Raw genomic sequence first — 17382 nt, 5'->3', positions numbered from 1 at the left:
GGCGACCATATTGCTGGACAAAGTCGGCTGGTGCAATGATTTGTCCGTCCAGTTCCAGTTCAAGGATGCGCAGCGTGCCGCCATCTCCGCATGTCGCATGGAAAGTTTTACCGTCACAAAGCAGGGCGGGTGAGGTTGTTGCATTGGGCATGTTGACCACCCGGCTGCGCAGCAAGCGTGCCGCTTTGCCCTCCACTGTAGTGTAAGCACCCGGGTAGGGAGGCGCAACGGCACGGATCAGGTTGTGTATGTTCTGCGCCGGTTGAGACCAGTCTATGCGCCCGTGTTCAGGGCGTCGCCCGCCAAAATAGCCACCCAAGGTCAAGTCCTGATCCGTGGCGGTAGCCGTACCGGCAATCAGTCCGGGCAAGGCGCGGTGCAGGGTGACTTCGGCCGCGCAAGTCACTTTGCGCATGACTTCGGCGGCCGTGTCGTCACGCAGGATGGGCACCGCCTGCTGATCCACGATCTGTCCGGCGTCGGGCTTTTCGGTCATGTAATGCAGGGTCGCGCCGGTTTCGCGTTCGCCGTGAATGATGGCCCAGTTCACCGGTACACGGCCACGGTATTGCGGCAACAGCGAGCCGTGCATGTTCAATGCGCCTTGTTTTGGCAACGCCAGCAGCGGTGCCTTGAGCATCAGCTTGTAGTAGAACGAGAACAGGAAATCGGGGGCCAGCGCGCGGATTTTTTCCACGAATTCATGCGTGTTGGGGTCGTCAGGCGTGACGGTGGGAATATCGTAGCGGGCGGCGAGTTGCGCCACGCTGTCGAACCAGATGGTGTCGCCCGGCGCGTCAGTGTGGGTTACCACCAGCGCCACGTTGATACCCGCATCAAGCAGCACAGACAGGCAGCGCACGCCGACGTCGTGATACGCAAAGACCACGGCACGCGTCACGGTTTTTCTGCCTCGTTCTGCTCCAGTATGGCATCGATCAGATAGCGCGGACGTTGCCGTACCTGCTGGTAGATGCGCCCGGTATATTCGCCCAGCAGGCCGATGCCGAACAGCACCACGCCGAGCAGGAAAAATACAATGGCAAACAGGGTGAACACGCCCGCCACCTCCGGGCCGACGAAAATCCGGCGCAGGCCGAGATACACCACAAACAATGCGGACAGCAGCGACAGTCCCAGCCCGACCATGGAAAACATCTGCAGCGGCACCAGCGAAAACCCGGTGACCAGATCGAAATTGAGGCGGATCAGTTTGTACAGCGAGTACTTCGATTCGCCCGCAGCGCGCTCTTCGTGCGCGACTTCCACCTCACCGGGATTGCGCGCGTAGGTGTAGGCCAGCGCCGGAATGAAGGTGTTGACCTCGTGGCTGTTGTTGATGGCGGCAATCACCTCGCGGCTGTAGGCGCGCAACATGCAGCCCTGATCCGACATCACCACGTGGGTGATGCGCTCGCGCAGGCGGTTCATCGCCCACGAGGCATGCCGTCGCCAGGACGAATCCTGGCGTTGCTGGCGCACGCCGCCGACGTAGTCGTAGCCTTCGTTCATGCGCGCCAGCAGCTTGCCGATTTCTTCCGGCGGATTTTGCAGGTCGGCGTCAAGTGTCACCACACGTTCGCCCTGGCAGCGTGCGAATCCTGCCATGATTGCCATGTGCTGGCCGAAATTGCCGGCCAGCAGCACCACCCGCGTCACGTCCGGGCGGCGCTCGAACTGCTCGCGCAGCATAGCGGCGGAACGGTCGCGACTGCCGTCGTTGATGAAGATGATTTCGTAACTCAGATTCAGCGCGTCCAGCGCCGGGTACAGGCGCGCAAACAGCACATCCAGTCCGGCTTCTTCGTTATAAACCGGGATGACCACGGATAACTGCAGCGCGCTCATTGCATCACCTCGTTGATTACGTCGGCACAGGCGGTGCATACGCGTTCGACGTCGGCCTCGGCCATGGCCGGGAACAAGGGCAGCGTGACAATGCCGGCGCCGACGCGTTCGGCGTGCGGGAACTGCCCGGCGCTAAAACCGAGGTCGCGATAGAGCTTGAACAGATGGATGGGCGGGTAGTGCACGCCGATACCAATATCACGGGCTTTCATGCGTGCGATGAATTCACCGCGCGCGATGTTCATGCGCTGCAACGGCAACACGACCTGGAACATGTGCCAGTTGGAATCGGTAAAGTTCTCGGGTGGTAGATCGCAACCGAGGTTGCGCTCGAAGTGCGCAAAATAATGCCGGGCCAGCGCACAGCGGCGTGCGGTAAATGCATCCAGCTGGCGCAGCTGACCAAGACCGATGGCGGCGGCGATATCAGTGAGGTTGAATTTGCCGCCGGCTATATCGACTTCCATGCTGCCGTCGGGTTGACGCACCACGCCTTGCAGGCGCAGTTTTTCACACAGGCCGGTGAGGCTGGCGTCGGGGAGTACCAGGCAACCGCCTTCGCCGGTGGTGATGTTTTTGTTGGCGTGGAAGCTGAACGCCACCAGATCGCCGAAACTGCCGATCGCACGCCCCTTCCAGGTTGAGCCGAACGATTGCGCGGCGTCTTCAATGACGCGCAATTGATGCTTTCCGGCAATGGCGTAGAGGCGGTCGCGATCCACCGGCAGTCCGGCCAGATCCACCGCGATGATGGCGCGGGTACGCGGCGTGATCGCCGCTTCGATCCGTTCCAGGTCGATATTGCGGGTGATCGGGTCGATATCGACAAATACCGGCTTCGCGCCTGCCAGTATCACCACATTGGCGGTCGCCACCCAGGACAAGGGTGTGGTGATGACTTCATCGCCGGGCTGGATGTCGATCAGGCGTAGCGCAATTTCCAGCGCAGCGGTGCCGGAATTGAGGCTGCGCACTACCCGGCCATTCATCAGCGCGGAGAGCTGTGCTTCGAACGCCTGCACCTTGGGTCCGCTGGTCAGCCAGCCGGAACGCAGGACGTCGCTGACTTCAGCGATGGTTTGTTCATCCAGAGCGGGGCGAGTGAAAGGTAAGAAGTCCGTCATCAGGTTCTAGCCAGCAGAAATACGCCAAAAATTATCACGCCGATAGCGACCAGGCGTTCTACCGTCAGTGCCTCGCCGAACAGCCACCATGCGGCAAAGGCGTTGACCACATAACCGATCGACAGCATCGGATAGGCCAGGCTGACCTCGACTCGCGACAACGCCATGATCCATACCACCACGCTGATTACATAGCAGGTCAATCCGCCCAGAATGTGCGGTTCGGTGGCGAGCTTGATGCCAACCGGCAGCAGGTTGCCGGCGCTGAAGGAAAATGTACCGACGCTATTGGTACCGGCCTTGAGCAGCAATTGGGCGCTGGCGTTAAGTAGCACGCCGGTGAGGATCAATAGCCAGCTGATGGCGCTCATGGCGTGGTCACCACGGCGCGGCGGGTGTCGCGGGCGATCAGGCGCATCGGCAGCTTTTCCTGCACGAACCGGTCATAGGTCGACGGTGACATCACTGCCAGCGCGTAAGGCTGTTTAACCCAGATTTTTTTCCATGCGTCCACGGTCGGTATCCATTTTTGGGGTTCCTGTTCCAGTCCGAATGCCATCTCATCAGTGTGCGCTACGAGTGTGAGCGTGCGATTGATGTACGGCGGCAGCGTTTGTTCATACATCCCTACACTATAAAACGGTACGCCCGGTTTGAGGTAGGGTTTGATTTTCTGGGCGATATTGTAGGCCGAACTGGCCGGCGAGAGTGCGTTATAACCCATGAACGTCAATTGCGCCGTCATCATGCTGGCCAGTGCCAGCACGATGACGGCCGGACGCACCTGATTGCGATATGAAAACCACAGGGCGAGCAATGTGCCGGCCAGCCAGCTGATCGCCGCCGCCTGAATCCAGGGAACAAAGTTGGCGTACAGGGCTGCGGGCACCTCGGTGCTGCCGGCACGCACCGACATGGGCGCGAATACCAGCGCAGCCAGCGCAATCGGCACCATGACGAGGAGTTGCCGGAACAGGGTTTTCCCGGATGTGCGACTGAGCAGGTCACCAATCAGTAGCGCCAGCGCCGGGAAAATCGGCAGGATATAGGGAACCAGCTTGGAATCGGATTTGGAAAAAAACACAAAAATGAACACGATCCAGATCAGCAGCATGCGGCGCGGTGCAAACTGGTCGCGTGCAGGCGTATCGCTGCGCCACGCACGCCACAAACTCTGAAACATCGGGAACAGCCAGGGCAGGATACCCAGCATGACCACCGGGAAAAAGGTGTACCAGGGATGGACGCGGCCGTGAATCGTGGTCAGGAAGCGCAGGATCTGCTCGTGTACGAAAAAGAACCACGGGAACTCCGGGTTATCGATGGATACGGTAATCAACCAGGGTGCGGCGACGGCGGTAAAAATCAGCAATCCGACGCCCAGATGCAGGCGTTTCCATAATGCCCAGTCGCGCTGGATCAGGCTATACAGCAGCAGCACGGTGCCCGGCAACGCGATACCCATCAGTCCTTTGCTGAGCATGGACAAGCCCATTGCGGCCCAGCAAACGTACATCCAGTTGCGATTTTCCCGCGTGCTTGCTCCGTCGCGTTGCGCCAGCAGCATGGCGGCCAGCGTCAGTTCCATGAAAAAAGTGACGCCCATGTCGAGGATGTTGATATGCCCGAGCATCACATACAGGAAGCTGCTGCCCAGCACCAGTGCGGCCATCAATCCCGCTTCTTGCCCGAACAGGCGTTTGCCGGTGGCATACACCAGCAGGATGCCGAGAAAGCCGGTCAGCGCAGACCACAGCCGGGCGGCCCAGTTATGCTCGCCGAACAGCGTAAAAGCGGTAGCGGTGGCCCAGTATTGCAGGGCAGGTTTTTCGAAGTATTTGATTCCGTTCAGGCGCGGGGTGTTCCAGTCGCCGGTGGACACCATCTCGCGCGGGATCTCCGCGTAGCGCCCCTCGTCAGGGCGAATCAGCGCGTTGTAATTGAGGGGGGCGAACCAGGTAAACGCTGCAACAATCAGCATCAACAAGAGCCAGGCGCGTGACAGGGGAGTAGGGACAGAGTTCAAAGGAGGCTGAATGATTTGTTTGGGAGCGGGAGGGATTATATCAAACCCGTCTTACAAGCGGCTTAAGCGTTTCTCCGTGACCAGATCAACGTGCTGTGTCATGCGGGAATCGGCTAAACCAGCCCGCGCACGGATAATTCGTTTTTCAGGTAAGCATAATAAATCGGTCCCGCCACCAGACCGGGCAGGCCGAATGCCGACTCCATCAGCAGCATGGCAGCCAGCAGCTCCCAGGCGCGGGCACGGATCTGGCTGCCGACAATGCGTGCGTTGAGGAAATACTCCAGCTTGTGGATGAGAATCAGAAAAACCAGCGAGCCAATGGCAACCGCCAGGGACTGGCTCAGGCTGATGATGACGATGATGGTGTTGGAAATCAGGTTGCCGATCACCGGCAGCAGTCCGGCAATGAAAGTGACCGCAATCATGGTTTTGGTCAGCGGCAGGTGAATGCCCGCCAACGGCAAAATCACGGCCAGATAGATCGCGGTAAACATGGCGTTCAGTCCGGCAATGCGTACCTGCGCGAATACGATACGGCGGAATGCCAGACCCAGTCTGCATATCCGTTCCGATAATGCGCGCGCAAACGGTTTGTAATCTTCCTCGGACACGACTTCGCGTAGCGCTACCAGGCCGCCGATGATCATTCCCACGATGATATGTGCGATTAACCGGCCGGCTTCTTTTCCCGCCAGTTGCAAGGTGGCAGCATGGGTGCGTAGCCATTCTGCTGCGGCCAGCTTGAATGATTCGGCGTCCGCAGGCAGCCGTTCCAGTACCCAGCCGGGCAGGATTTTGCGCGAGTCCTCAATGATTTGCGCCATTTTGGAGAACAGCATGGGCAGGCTGCCTGCATCGGAACGGAAAAAGGCAATGAGTCCTACGCAGGCAAGGATCAATAAACTCACCACGGTAAATGACAGCAGGGCGACCGCAATAATCTTGGCGCGCTGCCCCGGCAGGCGACGAGCGATCCACGGCGAGATCAGATGCACCAGCTCGAATACCAGCAGTCCGGCGAGCAGCGCAGGCAGCAAGTGGAATACCAGTACAAACAGCAAGGTTGCCGCTGCTGCCAGCCATGCAGCTATTTCACAGGCAGAGGGACGCATCGTGCGGGCATCATCCATAGCGGGGCATCAGGTTTTTTATGATGGACACAGTTTACCCGGTTTGGCGCGTTTAAATCTTAAGTAAAATTGACAGTTGTGCCAACGCTGGCTAGATTGAAATAACCTCAATCAGAGGTCGCATTTTTTATCACACAGGAGTTTTTCATGGCTGTACTCGTCGGCAAAGCCGCGCCCGATTTCACTGCAACCGCCGTATTGGGCAACAATGAAATCAAGAACATCACGTTTTCAGAATTTACCAAGGATAAATATGTTGTGCTGTTTTTTTATCCGCTTGATTTCACTTTTGTCTGCCCATCCGAATTGATCGCTTTCGATAATCGCCTGGAAGAATTCAACCAGCGCGGCGTACAGGTCATTGGCGCCTCGATCGATTCCGAATACACACATCTGGCATGGAAGAATACCCCGGTCAACAAGGGCGGTATCGGTCAGGTGAACTATCCGCTGCTGGCCGATATCAAGCATGACATTTGCCGCGCTTACGATGTTGAGCTGGACGGCGGCGTCGCGCTGCGCGGATCGTTCCTGATTGACCGCGCCGGTATCGTACGCCACCAGGTGGTGAACGACCTGCCGCTGGGGCGCGATGTGGATGAAATGCTGCGGATGATCGACGCGCTGCAATTCACTGAAGAGCACGGCGAAGTGTGCCCGGCAGGCTGGCAAAAAGGCAAGGCCGGCATGGGGGCCTCATCCGAGGGTGTGGCCAGGTATCTGGCCGAGCATGCTGAATCATTGTAAATAGCCGCAATATCAAACAAAAACGACCATCGCGCAGGATGGCCGTTTTTGTTGGTGGATTCAAAGTAAAGGGATTCCACGGCGGATGAGTAACTCGAAGTGAAATAATTGTTGACATATATAACTACATACGTAAACATATAGTTATGTATACCGATCTCATCCAGGCATTACCAGACGAGTGGAAAGATGTTTCCGGCATGTTTGTCGCGCTCGGCGACGAACAGCGGCAACGCATCCTGCTCACGTTTCAGCCAAGCGAGCGGCTCAACGTGACGCAAATCGTGGCTGCATCCACCTTGAGCCGCACGGCAGTGTCGCATCATCTCAAAATACTGCGCCAGGCCGGCGCGCTGCAAAGCGAAAAGCTGGGCAAGGAAGTGTATTTCTGGGTCGACAAAAAAAATATTGCAGCCACCTTGCAGCGTGTACTGGATTACGTCAAAAAAAATAGTTGAACAGCTACAGAAGGGGAGAAAATCTTGAAAATGCTATTGCGCCTGTTGTGCAGGATACTGTTTCGGGTGGAAATTCGCGGCGGCATCAATCTGCCGGAAACCGGAAAGCTGCTGGTCATCGCCAACCATGAATCGTTTCTGGATGGTCTGTTGTTGGGGCTTTTCCTGCCGGTGCGCGCAACGTTCGTGGTGCACACCACCGTGCTGAGCAATCCGGTTTTTCGCTTGCTGTTATCGCGTGTGCCGCATCTGGCGGTGGATCCCACCAGCCCGCTGGCGATGAAGAAAGTCATCCGGCTACTGGAGGCAGGTGAACCTGTGGTGATTTTCCCGGAAGGCCGTATCACCATGACCGGCAGTCTGATGAAGGTCTATGACGGGCCCGGATTTGTCGCCGCCAAGACCGGTGCAACCATCCTTCCGGTACGGCTGGACGGCGCGGCACGCTCCTACTTCAGCCGCCTGTCGGGCAACCACCCGCGCAGTATTTTTCCCAGGATTACCCTATCCATTTTGCCCGCAACTGCCATCCCCATGCCGGATGCGCCCAGCGCCAAATTGCGTCGCCGCATGGCAGGCGAGGCGATGCGCCGCACTATGCAGGAAATGCTGTTCGCCTCGCACCCCGTGCAAACCCTGTTCAGCGCCTTTCTGGACGCAATCAGGATTCATGGCCGTGGCACGCGCCTGCTGGAAGATATGCAGCAGAGGGAAGAGACCTACGGCCAGCTGCTGAAAAAGAGTCTGGCGCTGGGGCGTCTGGTCGGCAAGGTCAGCGCTCAGGGTGAGAATGTCGGTGTGCTGCTGCCTAATGTCACCAATACCATTTGCCTGATTTTTGGCATGAGCGCCATGCAGCGTATTCCCGCCATGCTGAACTACACGGCCGGAACCGCCGGCATGCAGAATGCCTGTATTGCCGCTGGGGTACGCACCCTCATTACCTCGCGCCGGTTTATCGAGACCGCCAAACTGGCACCCGCCCTGGCGGGTCTGGAAAATCTCGATATCGTTTATCTGGAAGACCTGCGCGCGCAATTCAGTCTGTGGGACAGGATATGGCTGATGGGTTTTGCCCGCTGGCTGCCTGCGTTGGCGGTGCCGCAAGGCAAGGCGGATGATCCTGCGGTGGTGCTGTTTACTTCCGGGTCGGAAGGCAAACCCAAGGGTGTGGTACACACGCATCGCGGCATCCTGGCCAATATTGCGCAGATTCGTGCGGTGGTGGATTTCTCACCGTCGGATAAATTCATGGTCACGCTGCCACTGTTTCACGCCTTTGGTTTCACCTGTGGCGGCATCATGCCGCTGGTAACGGGGTCGAAAATGTTTCTTTACCCGTCGCCGCTGCACTATCGCATCATTCCCGAGATTATCTACGACCGTAACTGCACCGTGTTGTTCGGCACCAGCACCTTTCTCGGTAACTATGCTCGTTTCGCTCACCCCTACGATTTTTACAAGCTGCGCTACGTTGTGGCCGGGGCGGAAAAACTCAACGAGGAGGTGCGCAAGACCTGGATGGAAAAATTCGGCATCCGCATTCTGGAAGGTTACGGCGCGACCGAATGCGCGCCGGTGCTGGCGGTGAATACGCCCATGGCTTGCCGCTCGGGCACTGTTGGCCCATTACTGCCGGGTCTGGAGTCAAAGCTGGAAAGCGTACCCGGCATCACCCAGGGCGGCTTGCTCAGCGTGCGCGGCCCCAATGTGATGCAGGGTTATTACCTGTTCGATAATCCCGGTGTGCTGAAGCCGCCGACGGACGGCTGGTACAGCACTGGTGATGTGGTGGAGATTGATGCCGACGGCTTCGTGCGCATCCTGGGCCGGGTCAAACGCTTCGCCAAGATTGCCGGGGAAATGGTGTCGCTGGAGGTGGTGGAACAGATTGCCAACCTTGCGTCGCCCGGCTGTCAACACGCGGCCACCACGCAAGTCGATGCGCAGCGCGGCGAAAATATCCTGCTGTTTACCACGGATGCAGTACTTGGCCGCGAAGCTTTGCTCAGCGCCGCGCGGCAACTGGGCAGCCCGGAACTGGCCGTAGCCCGCAAGATCATGCAGGTGGCTGGATTGCCGCTGTTGGGTACGGGCAAGATCGATTACGTCACGCTGAAACAGATGGCGGAAGCTGCGTAATGAAGCGCCGTGAATTTATGGGTGCTTTGGGCGCGTTAGGGTTGGGTGCAATGGGCGTGGGCGGATGGAAATACTGGCCGGAACAGGGATTCACCAACCCATGTCTCGCTGGCCTGCCGGAAGCTGTCGCGCACCATCCGCTGATGCGCTCGGTATGGGCAGGGCTGGATCCGGCACAAGTGTGGGATAGCCACGTACATCTGGTAGGCGGCGGGGATTCTGGCGATGGCGCATGGTTCAGCCCGGACATGAACAGCCTGGAGCATCCTTTACTGCGATTGCAGAAATCGTTCTATATGAATGCGGCCTGCGTGGATGAAACCCCCGGCAAGCTTGATGCAAGTTATGTGGACAGAATGCTGCAACAGATTGAAGCCATGCCAGCGGGTTTCAAAGCACTGCTGTTTGCGTTTGATTTTTTTCATGACGAAGCTGGTCACATCGACAAGAAGCGTTCCATTTTTTACATTTCAAACCAGTACGTGGCACAGGTTGCGCATGCCCATCCTGCGGCTTTTGAGTGGGCGGCATCCATCCATCCTTACCGCGTTGATTGCGTCGAGGCGCTGCAATTGGCCGTGCGAGATGGCGCGCGCGCCATCAAATGGCTGCCGTCGGCCATGGGTATTGACCCGCTCTCGCCACGCTGTGACCGCTTTTACGCCGCATTGGCAGTGACAGGTATCCCCATCATCAGCCATGCCGGACGCGAGTTGGCCGTGCAGGGCGGCAATCAGGATTTCGGTAATCCATTACGCCTGCGCCGGGCAATGGATCACGGCGTGCGGGTAGTCGTCGCCCACTGCGCTTCGGATGGCGACGACCAGGATATCGATCAGGGCCCGAATGGTCCGCGCGTACGCAGTTATGAACTGTTCGCCCGCATGATGGACGAGCCGCGCTATGCCGATAAACTGCATGCCGACATTTCTGCGCTAACCCAACTCAATCGGGCGTGGGCGCTCAAGGCTGTATTGCAGCGCGACGACTGGCATCCGCGCCTGCTCAATGGTTCCGATTATCCCTTGCCCGGCGTCATGCCGTTGTTCTCGGCGACCGACATGGCGAACAGGGGCTTGCTGGATACTGCCGCAGTGCCGTGGTTGCAGGAAATCCGGGTGCACAATGCGCTGCTGTTCGATTTTGCGTTGAAACGTTTGCTGCATTCGGGGCAGCATCAATTCCCGGCCAGCGTATTCGAGACACGTCGTTTTTTTGAAAGGAAGTCCGCATGACCATTCCGAACTTCAAGGGTGGTAGCCTGTTCTCGCGTGGCATGGTGGCAGTGCTGGTCGCGCAGTTTCTTTCCGCGCTGGCAGATAACGCGCTGCTGTTTGCCGCCATTGCGCTGCTCAAATCGCAACACGCGGCAGCCTGGCAAACCCCGCTACTGCAGGAAGCCTTCGTGCTGGCCTTCATCCTGCTGGCCCCGTTTGTCGGGCCGTTTGCCGATCACATTCCCAAGGGTCGCGCGATGCTGCTGGCCAATGCAATGAAGCTGATCGGCGCTGCCCTCATGCTGTCCGGCACGCACCCGTTGCTGGCGTATAGCCTGGTCGGCATTGGTGCTGCGGCTTATTCACCGGCCAAATACGGCATCCTGCGCGAACTGGTCAGCGCCGACAAACTGGTCAAGGCCAACAGCCTGATCGAGGGGTCGACCATTGTCGCCATTCTGCTCGGCGCCGTGCTGGGCGGCATGCTGGCTGACTGGTCGGTGCAGGGTGCGCTGGCCAGCGTAGTGGGCGTCTACCTGCTGGCGGCATTGTCCAACCTGCTCATTCCGCGCCTGCCTGTCGCCCATGCGCAGACGCAGTTCTCACCTACCGTCCTGGTCAAGGATTTTGCCCGCGCCTTGCGTACGCTGATGCGTAACCGCGATGCGCGTTTTTCGCTGCTTGGCACCAGTGTGTTCTGGGGCGCGGGCAGCACCTTGCGATTTTTGCTGGTGGCATGGGTGCCGGTTGCCTTGCTCATCACCGACAACACGCTGCCCGCCACCCTGAGCGGTGTCGTCGCCATTGGCATCGCGCTTGGCGCTGCCGCGGCCGCACGCTTCGTCACGCTACACAACGTCAATCGCGCGCTGCCCGCCGGTATCGCCATCGGTCTGCTGATCATGGTATTTGCACATGTCACCAGCATGCCAACCACCATAGCCATGCTTGTCCTGATCGGTGCCTGTGGCGGGTTTTACGTGGTGCCGCTGAATGCGCTGCTACAGGAACGCGGCCACGAAACGGTCGGCGCCGGTCATGCCATTGCGGTACAGAATTTTTTCGAGAACCTGACCATGTTGCTGATGATCGGCGTGTACGTGCTGCTGATCAAATCCGGTATTTCAGTGGTTACAGCGGCGACCGGATTCGGCGCGCTGGTGCTGGTGGGAATAGGATTGCTGGCTTGGTGGCGGCTGGCACGCAGCGAATGAAATTAGCTAAATCTTAATTCGCTGCCTGTGGCAACTTGCCCGCGATCAGGAACAGGTCGATGGGAAATGTATGCAGGGCGCGGTTGTGAGCGGCATGAAAACTGACGCGCTCGCCGGTCAGTTCGCATAGCCAGGCTTCCTGGAACACGGGTTTACTCCCGTGCAGGGCCTGCGGTGTATACAGAGCGACATTGATGCCGCCATCCGGGTCGCGTGCCGAAACATACTCGAATGCCTCAATCCCCGCCGCGCGCATACTGGCACCGAGCGCCTGGCTTGCGCCATAGTCCGACGGGCTGCTCAACACATCCCGATGCGCGGCAAACGGCGGTGCCTGGAGCTGCAGCCCCTTGTCCGTCCGGTATGCCGCGCCAAACAAGGTATGTTGGGTATCGAGCTTGCCCGCTGGCGGCGTGGCCATGCCGTGCCAGAACAGGAACCGGTAATAGGCGGCTTCTGCCAGCACCGTGCCGGTTTTCAACGCGCCGTAAAACAGGCTGGGCGCGCTGCGTGTGCCGAAACGCGAGCCATGCTTCAGTGGCGGATACCGGAACGGCGTCGCCAGCAGGTAGTGAAGGCGTTCGGTTCCCAAACGCCTGTGCGGTTTGGTTGCCTCCAGCAGGTCTTCCAGCACCGCCTGGCGGTCGAGCGAACTGACCAGCCGATTGGTTGCCACCTGCTCCTGGCTTTCCACCAGACGCAGTAACTGACCGGAAAGCCGCAGCGGTTTGGTTTGCGCCAGACACGCCTCCCAGTCGATCACTTACAGCTTGCCCCGCATGGCATCCAGATATTCCAGCACGGTGGTAAGCCCTTGCACGGTTTTGACCTGCTCGCCCGGAATCCCGCCGGTATGCAGGTTTTCGGTCTGCATCCAGTGCCGCATCTGCTCGGGATTGCCGCCGACCAGCACATACAGCGCGCGGTAACAGCGGATGAACAGCAATGCCAGCTCGCCCGCCTTGCTGCCCGGGTCGATACCCCCCCGGCTGATGGCGGTGCGGTTCTTGCCAATGATCTTGCCCAAGTCAGCCTGGCTCATCCCCAAGTGCTTGCCGGCATTGGCCAGGGCTTCGGACAGCACACTGGATTGATCAGTATTGGGTGCGAGTGCCAGGTTCATGGGGTGCTCCTGATTCAGTGCAAGAATGATTGTTAATTTAGCACATTTTATGTGTTATTTGTTTAATTTGCACATAATAACGAATTTCGGGCGGTATCCTCCCCTCTGCGCAGCCCTTGGCCTGATGCCAGGGGGAAGCCGAAGGCCTGCAAGGTGGGGCGTGTTTTCTTTGGTTCATTTCTTTGCACGAGCAAAGAAAGAACTTGCCGCCGGGCAATCCCGGCCTAACGTGGCTTGCAAATGTTGTGAGGCTGGCTTAGCGGAAAATCAAAATCATGATCAATGACGCGACCTCTCCGTCTTTATGATCATAATACCTACACACTTTTCCAGTACCTGTTTTGTTCTGTCCTGTAGTTTGGGAGGTAGGCTATTTTTGTTTAAATGGGAATGTTTTTTTGCATTTAATGTGCAAAAATGTATATAAGAATGTAGCATTACGAAATGCTAATCGAATTTTCCGTTACTAATTACCGTTCCATTCTTGAGCGCCAGACGCTTAGCATGGCTGCCTCTTCCTACTTCAAGGAACTTGAGGCACTGAACACTTTTGATGCGGGCTTAGATAAAAAAGCTCCGGGGTTACTGCGTTCGACTGTGTTGTATGGACCTAATGCATCAGGAAAAAGTACGCTGATACAAGCGCTGAAATTCATGAAGGATCAAGTACTCAATTCTCAAAAAGAAAGTCAAGCCGGTGATGAGATCGACACTGTCCCTTTCAGGTTGACAGCAGGCTCGCGCGCTGCAGACAGCGAGTTTGAGGCGATGTTTGTAGAGCAAGGGATTCGCTACGAGTACGGTTTCAGATGCAACCGACAGCGGTTTACTGAAGAGTGGTTGTTCGCATATCCAAATGGGCGAGCCCAGAAATGGTTTCACCGGGTTTTTGACCAAGAAGCCGAGAAGGATATCTACAAGTTCAGCAAGTCGTTTGAGGGAGATCGCAAGCGTCAAGATTGGAAGGCGCAAACGCGTGCCAATGCATTATTTTTTTCAACGGCAATTCAACTCAACAACGAGCAGCTCAAACCAGCCTTTGAGTGGTTCAAACAACGCCTGAAAGTGATTGACTCTGCCCACGACCTGGGAAACGGTTACACCATGACCCGGTGCAAGGACGATGCTGACAAGAGTCGAATCATTGAATTCATGAACTCTGCTGACTTGTCGATTGCCGATATTCGATTGAAAAGCGAAGCTTTTTCGCTAGATTCCTTACCTAAGGAGCTTTCCGCACAATTTAAAGAAGAAGTCTCACGGAAATTGAGTGGCAAGAAATTGATGTCTGTGAGATTTGTTCACCACGACGTGGAAACGAAGGAGGCAATCGAGTTTAATGAGGATGAAGAATCTGATGGAACTCGTGCGCTATTTGCGTTCGCAGGACCTTGGCTGGACGTAACTAAAAATGATCGGGTTCTGGTGGTGGACGAACTGGACACAAGCCTGCATCCATTGTTGGTACATCACCTAGTCAATCATCTACATCATGCAGGTACGAAAGCTCAGTTGATTTTTACGACTCATGACACGACGTTGCTCAGCCAAAAGTTGTTGCGCCGCGATCAAGTTTGGTTCATGGAAAAAAACGCCCGCAATGCCACACGCTTGTACCCGCTATCAGACTTCAGCCCTCGCGAGAACGAGGCTGTGGAGCGAGGTTATTTAAACGGTCGCTATGGCGGCATTCCATTCCTGCGTGATCTGGATTTTTATGGGCTCGGATGATTTGTTCCACAGGCGTAAGGCACGTAAAAACAACGAACTGGAAAGGCAAAAGAAAGATCGTGCCCGGAGCCAGCGCTTCTTAATCGTTTGCGAGGGTACAAAGACCGAATCGTATTACTTGAAAGAGATGATTGATGATCTACGAATTCGGCCACAGGCCGTCAAGATCGCACCTAACGCTGGTACTTCACCTGATCGTGTCGTTGCGCATGCAATCAAGCTTTATGAAGAAGATGCAATTGGTGGCGATAGTTTCGACAGGGTGTTTTGCGTCTTCGATAAAGACACGCACTCCACATTTGGTGAGGCTGTCCAGAAAATCAGTGGGCTAAAGGAGGCTGACACTCCGAAACCGTTTGAAGCCATCACGTCAGTCCCCTGCTTTGAATATTGGTTACTGCTTCATTTTGAGTTTACTGATCAGCCGTTTCACGCCGCTGGGAAAAAATCGGTATGTGATAGCTTGATTACTATATTGCGGGCTAAGCCGAATCTCAATAAATATGGCAAGGGTCAGCATGGTATCTATGGACAGTTGAAGGACAAAACTTCTATTGCCATTAAGGGAGCAAAACAAGTGCGAAAAAATGTAACAAAAGGTGGGCAGGACAACCCTTCAACCCAAGTCGATGTGTTGGTGGAAGCATTACAGCTTTTAGCCAAAAATAATGGCGCGTTGAATTTTTTATAGTACCAATTAGCTACAACAAACTTCAGATTTACTCTCCTAAACTTCGCTCGGTCTTGCGTGACTATGCGGATTGTCAAAACTGGATTCGTAGCAATTCTAAACCCACACCTAGGTGTTCGGTACTATCACTGCGGTAGCTAACAGGATAACCTTCCCGTTGCCAGCAGCACTGAGGCACAAGTTGGGTTCAGCACCCGTCTACCCCTGCTTCCCCCAGGAATCCTTCAGCGTCACCGTGCGGTTGAACACCAGTTTACCCGGCTGGCTGTCCACGCGGTCGGCTACGAAATAACCGTGGCGCTCGAACTGAAAGCTGTCCTCGGCTGACGCGTTCCTGAGTGACGGTTCCAGGCAGGCGCTGATCACCGTCTTGGAATCCGGATTGAGGTCGAGCCGGTAATCCCGATCCCCGGCGCCGGGATTGGCGGCGGCGAACAGGCGGTCGTACAGGCGCACTTCGGCCTGGCAGGCGTGGGCGGCGGAGACCCAGTGGATATTGCCCTTGACCTTGACGCTGTCTGAACCCGGCGTGCCGGATTTGGTATCGGGCAGATAGGTACAGTGCACTGCGGTGATGTGGCCGTCGGCGTCCTTGTCGCAGCCGCTGCATTCCACCACATAGCCGTAGCGCAGCCGGACCTTGTTGCCGGGGAACAGGCGGAAATATCCCTTGGACGGCGTCTCCATGAAGTCCTCGCGCTCGATCCACAGTTCGCGCGACAGCGGCACGGCGCGCTTGCCGAGCTCGGGTTTGAGCGGGTGGTTGGGCGCGAAGCAGTCTTCGTTCTGTCCTTCCGGGTAATTATCGATTACCAGCCTGAGCGGATTAAGCACCGCGATGCGGCGTTCGGCGGCGATATTCAAATCCTCGCGCATGCAGTCTTCCAGCACACTCATGCCGATCCACGAATCCGCCTTGGACACGCCGATACGGTCGGTGAACAGGCGGAAACCCGCTGCGGTAAAGCCGCGCCGGCGCGCGCCTACCAGGGTCGGCATGCGCGGGTCGTCCCAGCCATCGACATGGCCGCCTTCCACCAGATCGATCAGCTTGCGCTTGGACAGCACCACGTAGGTGAGGTTGAGGCGCGAGAACTCGATCTGTTGCGGGTGCCAGCCGATCAGCGGCTGCAACTGGTCGAGCACCCAGTCGTACAGCGGGCGATGGTCTTCGAATTCCAGTGTGCAGATGGAGTGGGTGATGTGCTCCAGCGCGTCGGATACGCAATGGGTGTAGTCGTACAGCGGATAGATGCACCATTGGTTGCCGGTGCGGTGATGCTCGGCGTGACGGATGCGGTAAATTACCGGATCGCGTAAATTGAAATTGGGCGAAGTCATGTCGATTTTGGCGCGCAGCACGTGCGCGCCGTCGGCGAATTCGCCTGCTTTCATGCGCCGGAACAAGTCGAGATTTTCTGCCACGCTACGCTCGCGGTAGGGGCTGTTCTCGCCCGGCTCGATGTGGCTGCCGCGCAGCGCGCGCATTTCCTCGGCGCTCAGGCTGTCCACATAGGCCAGGCTCTGCTCGATCAGGTATTCGGCAAAGGTGTAGAGTTTGGCGAAATAATCCGAGGCGAAATATTGATGCTCGCCCCAGTCGAAACCCAGCCAGCGCACTGCATCAAGGATGGAGTCGACATACTCCTGCTCCTCTTTTTCCGGATTGGTATCGTCGAAGCGCAGGTGGCACACGCCGCCGTAATCGCGCGCCAGACCGAAATTCAGGCAGATGGATTTGGCGTGGCCGTAATGCAGATAGCCGTTCGGCTCCGGCGGAAAGCGCGTGGCGACGCGGCCGCCCCATTTGTCGCTGGCGATGTCGTCGGCAATGATGTTGCGGATGAAATTGGTCGCGGCGGTTTTTTCGATGGGTTCGGACATATTCGGTGAAGTCGGAGCGTTAATCCGTGCAATTTTACCCGCTA

At 57.1% G+C, this 17382-nt stretch carries 16 protein-coding genes; 7 read left to right on the top strand and 9 right to left on the bottom strand.

The window, feature by feature from the left end:
* The 6 genes from ACYCZJ_RS08355 to ACYCZJ_RS08330 all read right to left on the bottom strand — a co-directional run.
* Positions 1 to 901, bottom strand: a 901-nt coding sequence (locus tag ACYCZJ_RS08355) for a formyltransferase (RefSeq protein WP_461553771.1), incomplete at its 3' end; no start/stop codon positions are given.
* On the bottom strand, positions 898 to 1848 hold the full coding sequence (locus ACYCZJ_RS08350; protein WP_461553770.1) for a glycosyltransferase: 951 nt from the start codon (positions 1846 to 1848) through the stop codon (positions 898 to 900). The genes ACYCZJ_RS08355 and ACYCZJ_RS08350, both read right to left, overlap by 4 nt.
* Positions 1845 to 2972, bottom strand: coding sequence for a DegT/DnrJ/EryC1/StrS family aminotransferase (locus tag ACYCZJ_RS08345; protein WP_461553769.1), 1128 nt, complete (start codon positions 2970 to 2972; stop codon positions 1845 to 1847). The genes ACYCZJ_RS08350 and ACYCZJ_RS08345 overlap by 4 nt, the downstream gene beginning before the upstream one ends.
* A complete protein-coding gene (locus tag ACYCZJ_RS08340; RefSeq protein WP_461553768.1) occupies positions 2972 to 3343 on the bottom strand; it encodes a DMT family transporter in 372 nt (123 codons plus the stop codon). The genes ACYCZJ_RS08345 and ACYCZJ_RS08340 overlap by 1 nt, the downstream gene beginning before the upstream one ends.
* Positions 3340 to 4953, bottom strand: coding sequence for a glycosyltransferase family 39 protein (locus ACYCZJ_RS08335; RefSeq protein WP_461553767.1), 1614 nt, complete (start codon positions 4951 to 4953; stop codon positions 3340 to 3342). The genes ACYCZJ_RS08340 and ACYCZJ_RS08335 overlap by 4 nt, the downstream gene beginning before the upstream one ends.
* 158 nt (positions 4954 to 5111) lie before the next feature.
* Positions 5112 to 6131, bottom strand: a complete 1020-nt coding sequence (locus ACYCZJ_RS08330; protein WP_461553766.1) for an AI-2E family transporter — start codon at positions 6129 to 6131, stop codon at positions 5112 to 5114.
* 147 nt (positions 6132 to 6278) lie between these two features.
* On the opposite strand from ACYCZJ_RS08330, the gene ACYCZJ_RS08325 reads away from it, so the two are divergent.
* The 5 genes from ACYCZJ_RS08325 to lplT all read left to right on the top strand — a co-directional run bounded on the left by ACYCZJ_RS08325 (position 6279) and on the right by lplT (position 11909).
* A complete protein-coding gene (locus ACYCZJ_RS08325) occupies positions 6279 to 6878 on the top strand; it encodes a peroxiredoxin C (protein WP_461553765.1) in 600 nt (199 codons plus the stop codon).
* Positions 6879 to 7024: 146 nt separating this feature from the next.
* Positions 7025 to 7336 carry an ArsR/SmtB family transcription factor gene (locus ACYCZJ_RS08320; RefSeq protein ID WP_461553764.1) on the top strand — a complete coding sequence of 104 codons (312 nt, stop codon included), beginning with the start codon at positions 7025 to 7027 and terminating at the stop codon, positions 7334 to 7336.
* 30 nt (positions 7337 to 7366) lie between these two features.
* Positions 7367 to 9478 carry a bifunctional acyl-ACP--phospholipid O-acyltransferase/long-chain-fatty-acid--ACP ligase gene (gene aas, locus ACYCZJ_RS08315; protein WP_461553774.1) on the top strand — a complete coding sequence of 704 codons (2112 nt, stop codon included), beginning with the start codon at positions 7367 to 7369 and terminating at the stop codon, positions 9476 to 9478.
* Entirely contained in the window at positions 9478 to 10713 is a 1236-nt protein-coding gene (locus ACYCZJ_RS08310) for an amidohydrolase family protein (RefSeq protein WP_461553763.1), read from the top strand. The genes aas and ACYCZJ_RS08310 overlap by 1 nt, the downstream gene beginning before the upstream one ends.
* Positions 10710 to 11909 carry a lysophospholipid transporter LplT gene (lplT, locus tag ACYCZJ_RS08305; RefSeq protein ID WP_461553762.1) on the top strand — a complete coding sequence of 400 codons (1200 nt, stop codon included), beginning with the start codon at positions 10710 to 10712 and terminating at the stop codon, positions 11907 to 11909. The genes ACYCZJ_RS08310 and lplT overlap by 4 nt, the downstream gene beginning before the upstream one ends.
* A gap of 13 nt (positions 11910 to 11922) precedes the next feature.
* On the opposite strand, the gene ACYCZJ_RS08300 is transcribed toward lplT, so the two are convergent.
* Positions 11923 to 12672 carry an RES family NAD+ phosphorylase gene (locus ACYCZJ_RS08300; RefSeq protein WP_461553761.1) on the bottom strand — a complete coding sequence of 250 codons (750 nt, stop codon included), beginning with the start codon at positions 12670 to 12672 and terminating at the stop codon, positions 11923 to 11925.
* The gene (locus ACYCZJ_RS08295; protein ID WP_461553760.1) at positions 12673 to 13032 is read right to left on the bottom strand and encodes an MbcA/ParS/Xre antitoxin family protein; all 360 of its coding nucleotides are present in this window, start codon (positions 13030 to 13032) and stop codon (positions 12673 to 12675) included.
* A 444-nt stretch (positions 13033 to 13476) separates the two neighbouring features.
* Between ACYCZJ_RS08295 and ACYCZJ_RS08290 the strand changes: the two genes are divergently transcribed.
* On the top strand, positions 13477 to 14763 hold the full coding sequence (locus ACYCZJ_RS08290) for an AAA family ATPase (RefSeq protein ID WP_461553759.1): 1287 nt from the start codon (positions 13477 to 13479) through the stop codon (positions 14761 to 14763).
* Entirely contained in the window at positions 14750 to 15454 is a 705-nt protein-coding gene (locus ACYCZJ_RS08285) for an RloB family protein (RefSeq protein WP_461553758.1), read from the top strand. The genes ACYCZJ_RS08290 and ACYCZJ_RS08285 overlap by 14 nt, the downstream gene beginning before the upstream one ends.
* A gap of 198 nt (positions 15455 to 15652) precedes the next feature.
* On the opposite strand, the gene ACYCZJ_RS08280 is transcribed toward ACYCZJ_RS08285, so the two are convergent.
* Positions 15653 to 17338 (bottom strand): glutamine--tRNA ligase/YqeY domain fusion protein, encoded by a 1686-nt coding sequence (locus ACYCZJ_RS08280; RefSeq protein WP_461553757.1) that lies wholly within the window; start codon positions 17336 to 17338, stop codon positions 15653 to 15655.
* Positions 17339 to 17382: the final 44 nt, after the last annotated feature.

The sequence above is a fragment of the Sulfuriferula sp. genome (assembly GCF_054605375.1).
Note: the sequence above shows the minus strand (reverse complement) of the source record. Positions and strands in the feature narration are given on the sequence as shown.

What these genes read in the sequence shown, in the direction of transcription:
- ACYCZJ_RS08345 (WP_461553769.1), bottom strand. Translation starts at nt 2,972, where the DNA reads ATGACGGACTTCTTACCTTTCACTCGCCCCGCTCTGGATGAACAAACC.
- ACYCZJ_RS08325 (WP_461553765.1), top strand. Translation starts at nt 6,279, where the DNA reads ATGGCTGTACTCGTCGGCAAAGCCGCGCCCGATTTCACTGCAACCGCC.
- aas (WP_461553774.1), top strand. Translation starts at nt 7,367, where the DNA reads ATGCTATTGCGCCTGTTGTGCAGGATACTGTTTCGGGTGGAAATTCGC.
- ACYCZJ_RS08350 (WP_461553770.1), bottom strand. Translation starts at nt 1,848, where the DNA reads ATGAGCGCGCTGCAGTTATCCGTGGTCATCCCGGTTTATAACGAAGAA.
- ACYCZJ_RS08320 (WP_461553764.1), top strand. Translation starts at nt 7,025, where the DNA reads ATGTATACCGATCTCATCCAGGCATTACCAGACGAGTGGAAAGATGTT.
- ACYCZJ_RS08340 (WP_461553768.1), bottom strand. Translation starts at nt 3,343, where the DNA reads ATGAGCGCCATCAGCTGGCTATTGATCCTCACCGGCGTGCTACTTAAC.
- ACYCZJ_RS08295 (WP_461553760.1), bottom strand. Translation starts at nt 13,032, where the DNA reads ATGAACCTGGCACTCGCACCCAATACTGATCAATCCAGTGTGCTGTCC.
- ACYCZJ_RS08335 (WP_461553767.1), bottom strand. Translation starts at nt 4,953, where the DNA reads ATGCTGATTGTTGCAGCGTTTACCTGGTTCGCCCCCCTCAATTACAAC.
- ACYCZJ_RS08285 (WP_461553758.1), top strand. Translation starts at nt 14,750, where the DNA reads ATGGGCTCGGATGATTTGTTCCACAGGCGTAAGGCACGTAAAAACAAC.
- ACYCZJ_RS08290 (WP_461553759.1), top strand. Translation starts at nt 13,477, where the DNA reads ATGCTAATCGAATTTTCCGTTACTAATTACCGTTCCATTCTTGAGCGC.
- ACYCZJ_RS08330 (WP_461553766.1), bottom strand. Translation starts at nt 6,131, where the DNA reads ATGGATGATGCCCGCACGATGCGTCCCTCTGCCTGTGAAATAGCTGCA.
- lplT (WP_461553762.1), top strand. Translation starts at nt 10,710, where the DNA reads ATGACCATTCCGAACTTCAAGGGTGGTAGCCTGTTCTCGCGTGGCATG.
- ACYCZJ_RS08310 (WP_461553763.1), top strand. Translation starts at nt 9,478, where the DNA reads ATGAAGCGCCGTGAATTTATGGGTGCTTTGGGCGCGTTAGGGTTGGGT.
- ACYCZJ_RS08280 (WP_461553757.1), bottom strand. Translation starts at nt 17,338, where the DNA reads ATGTCCGAACCCATCGAAAAAACCGCCGCGACCAATTTCATCCGCAAC.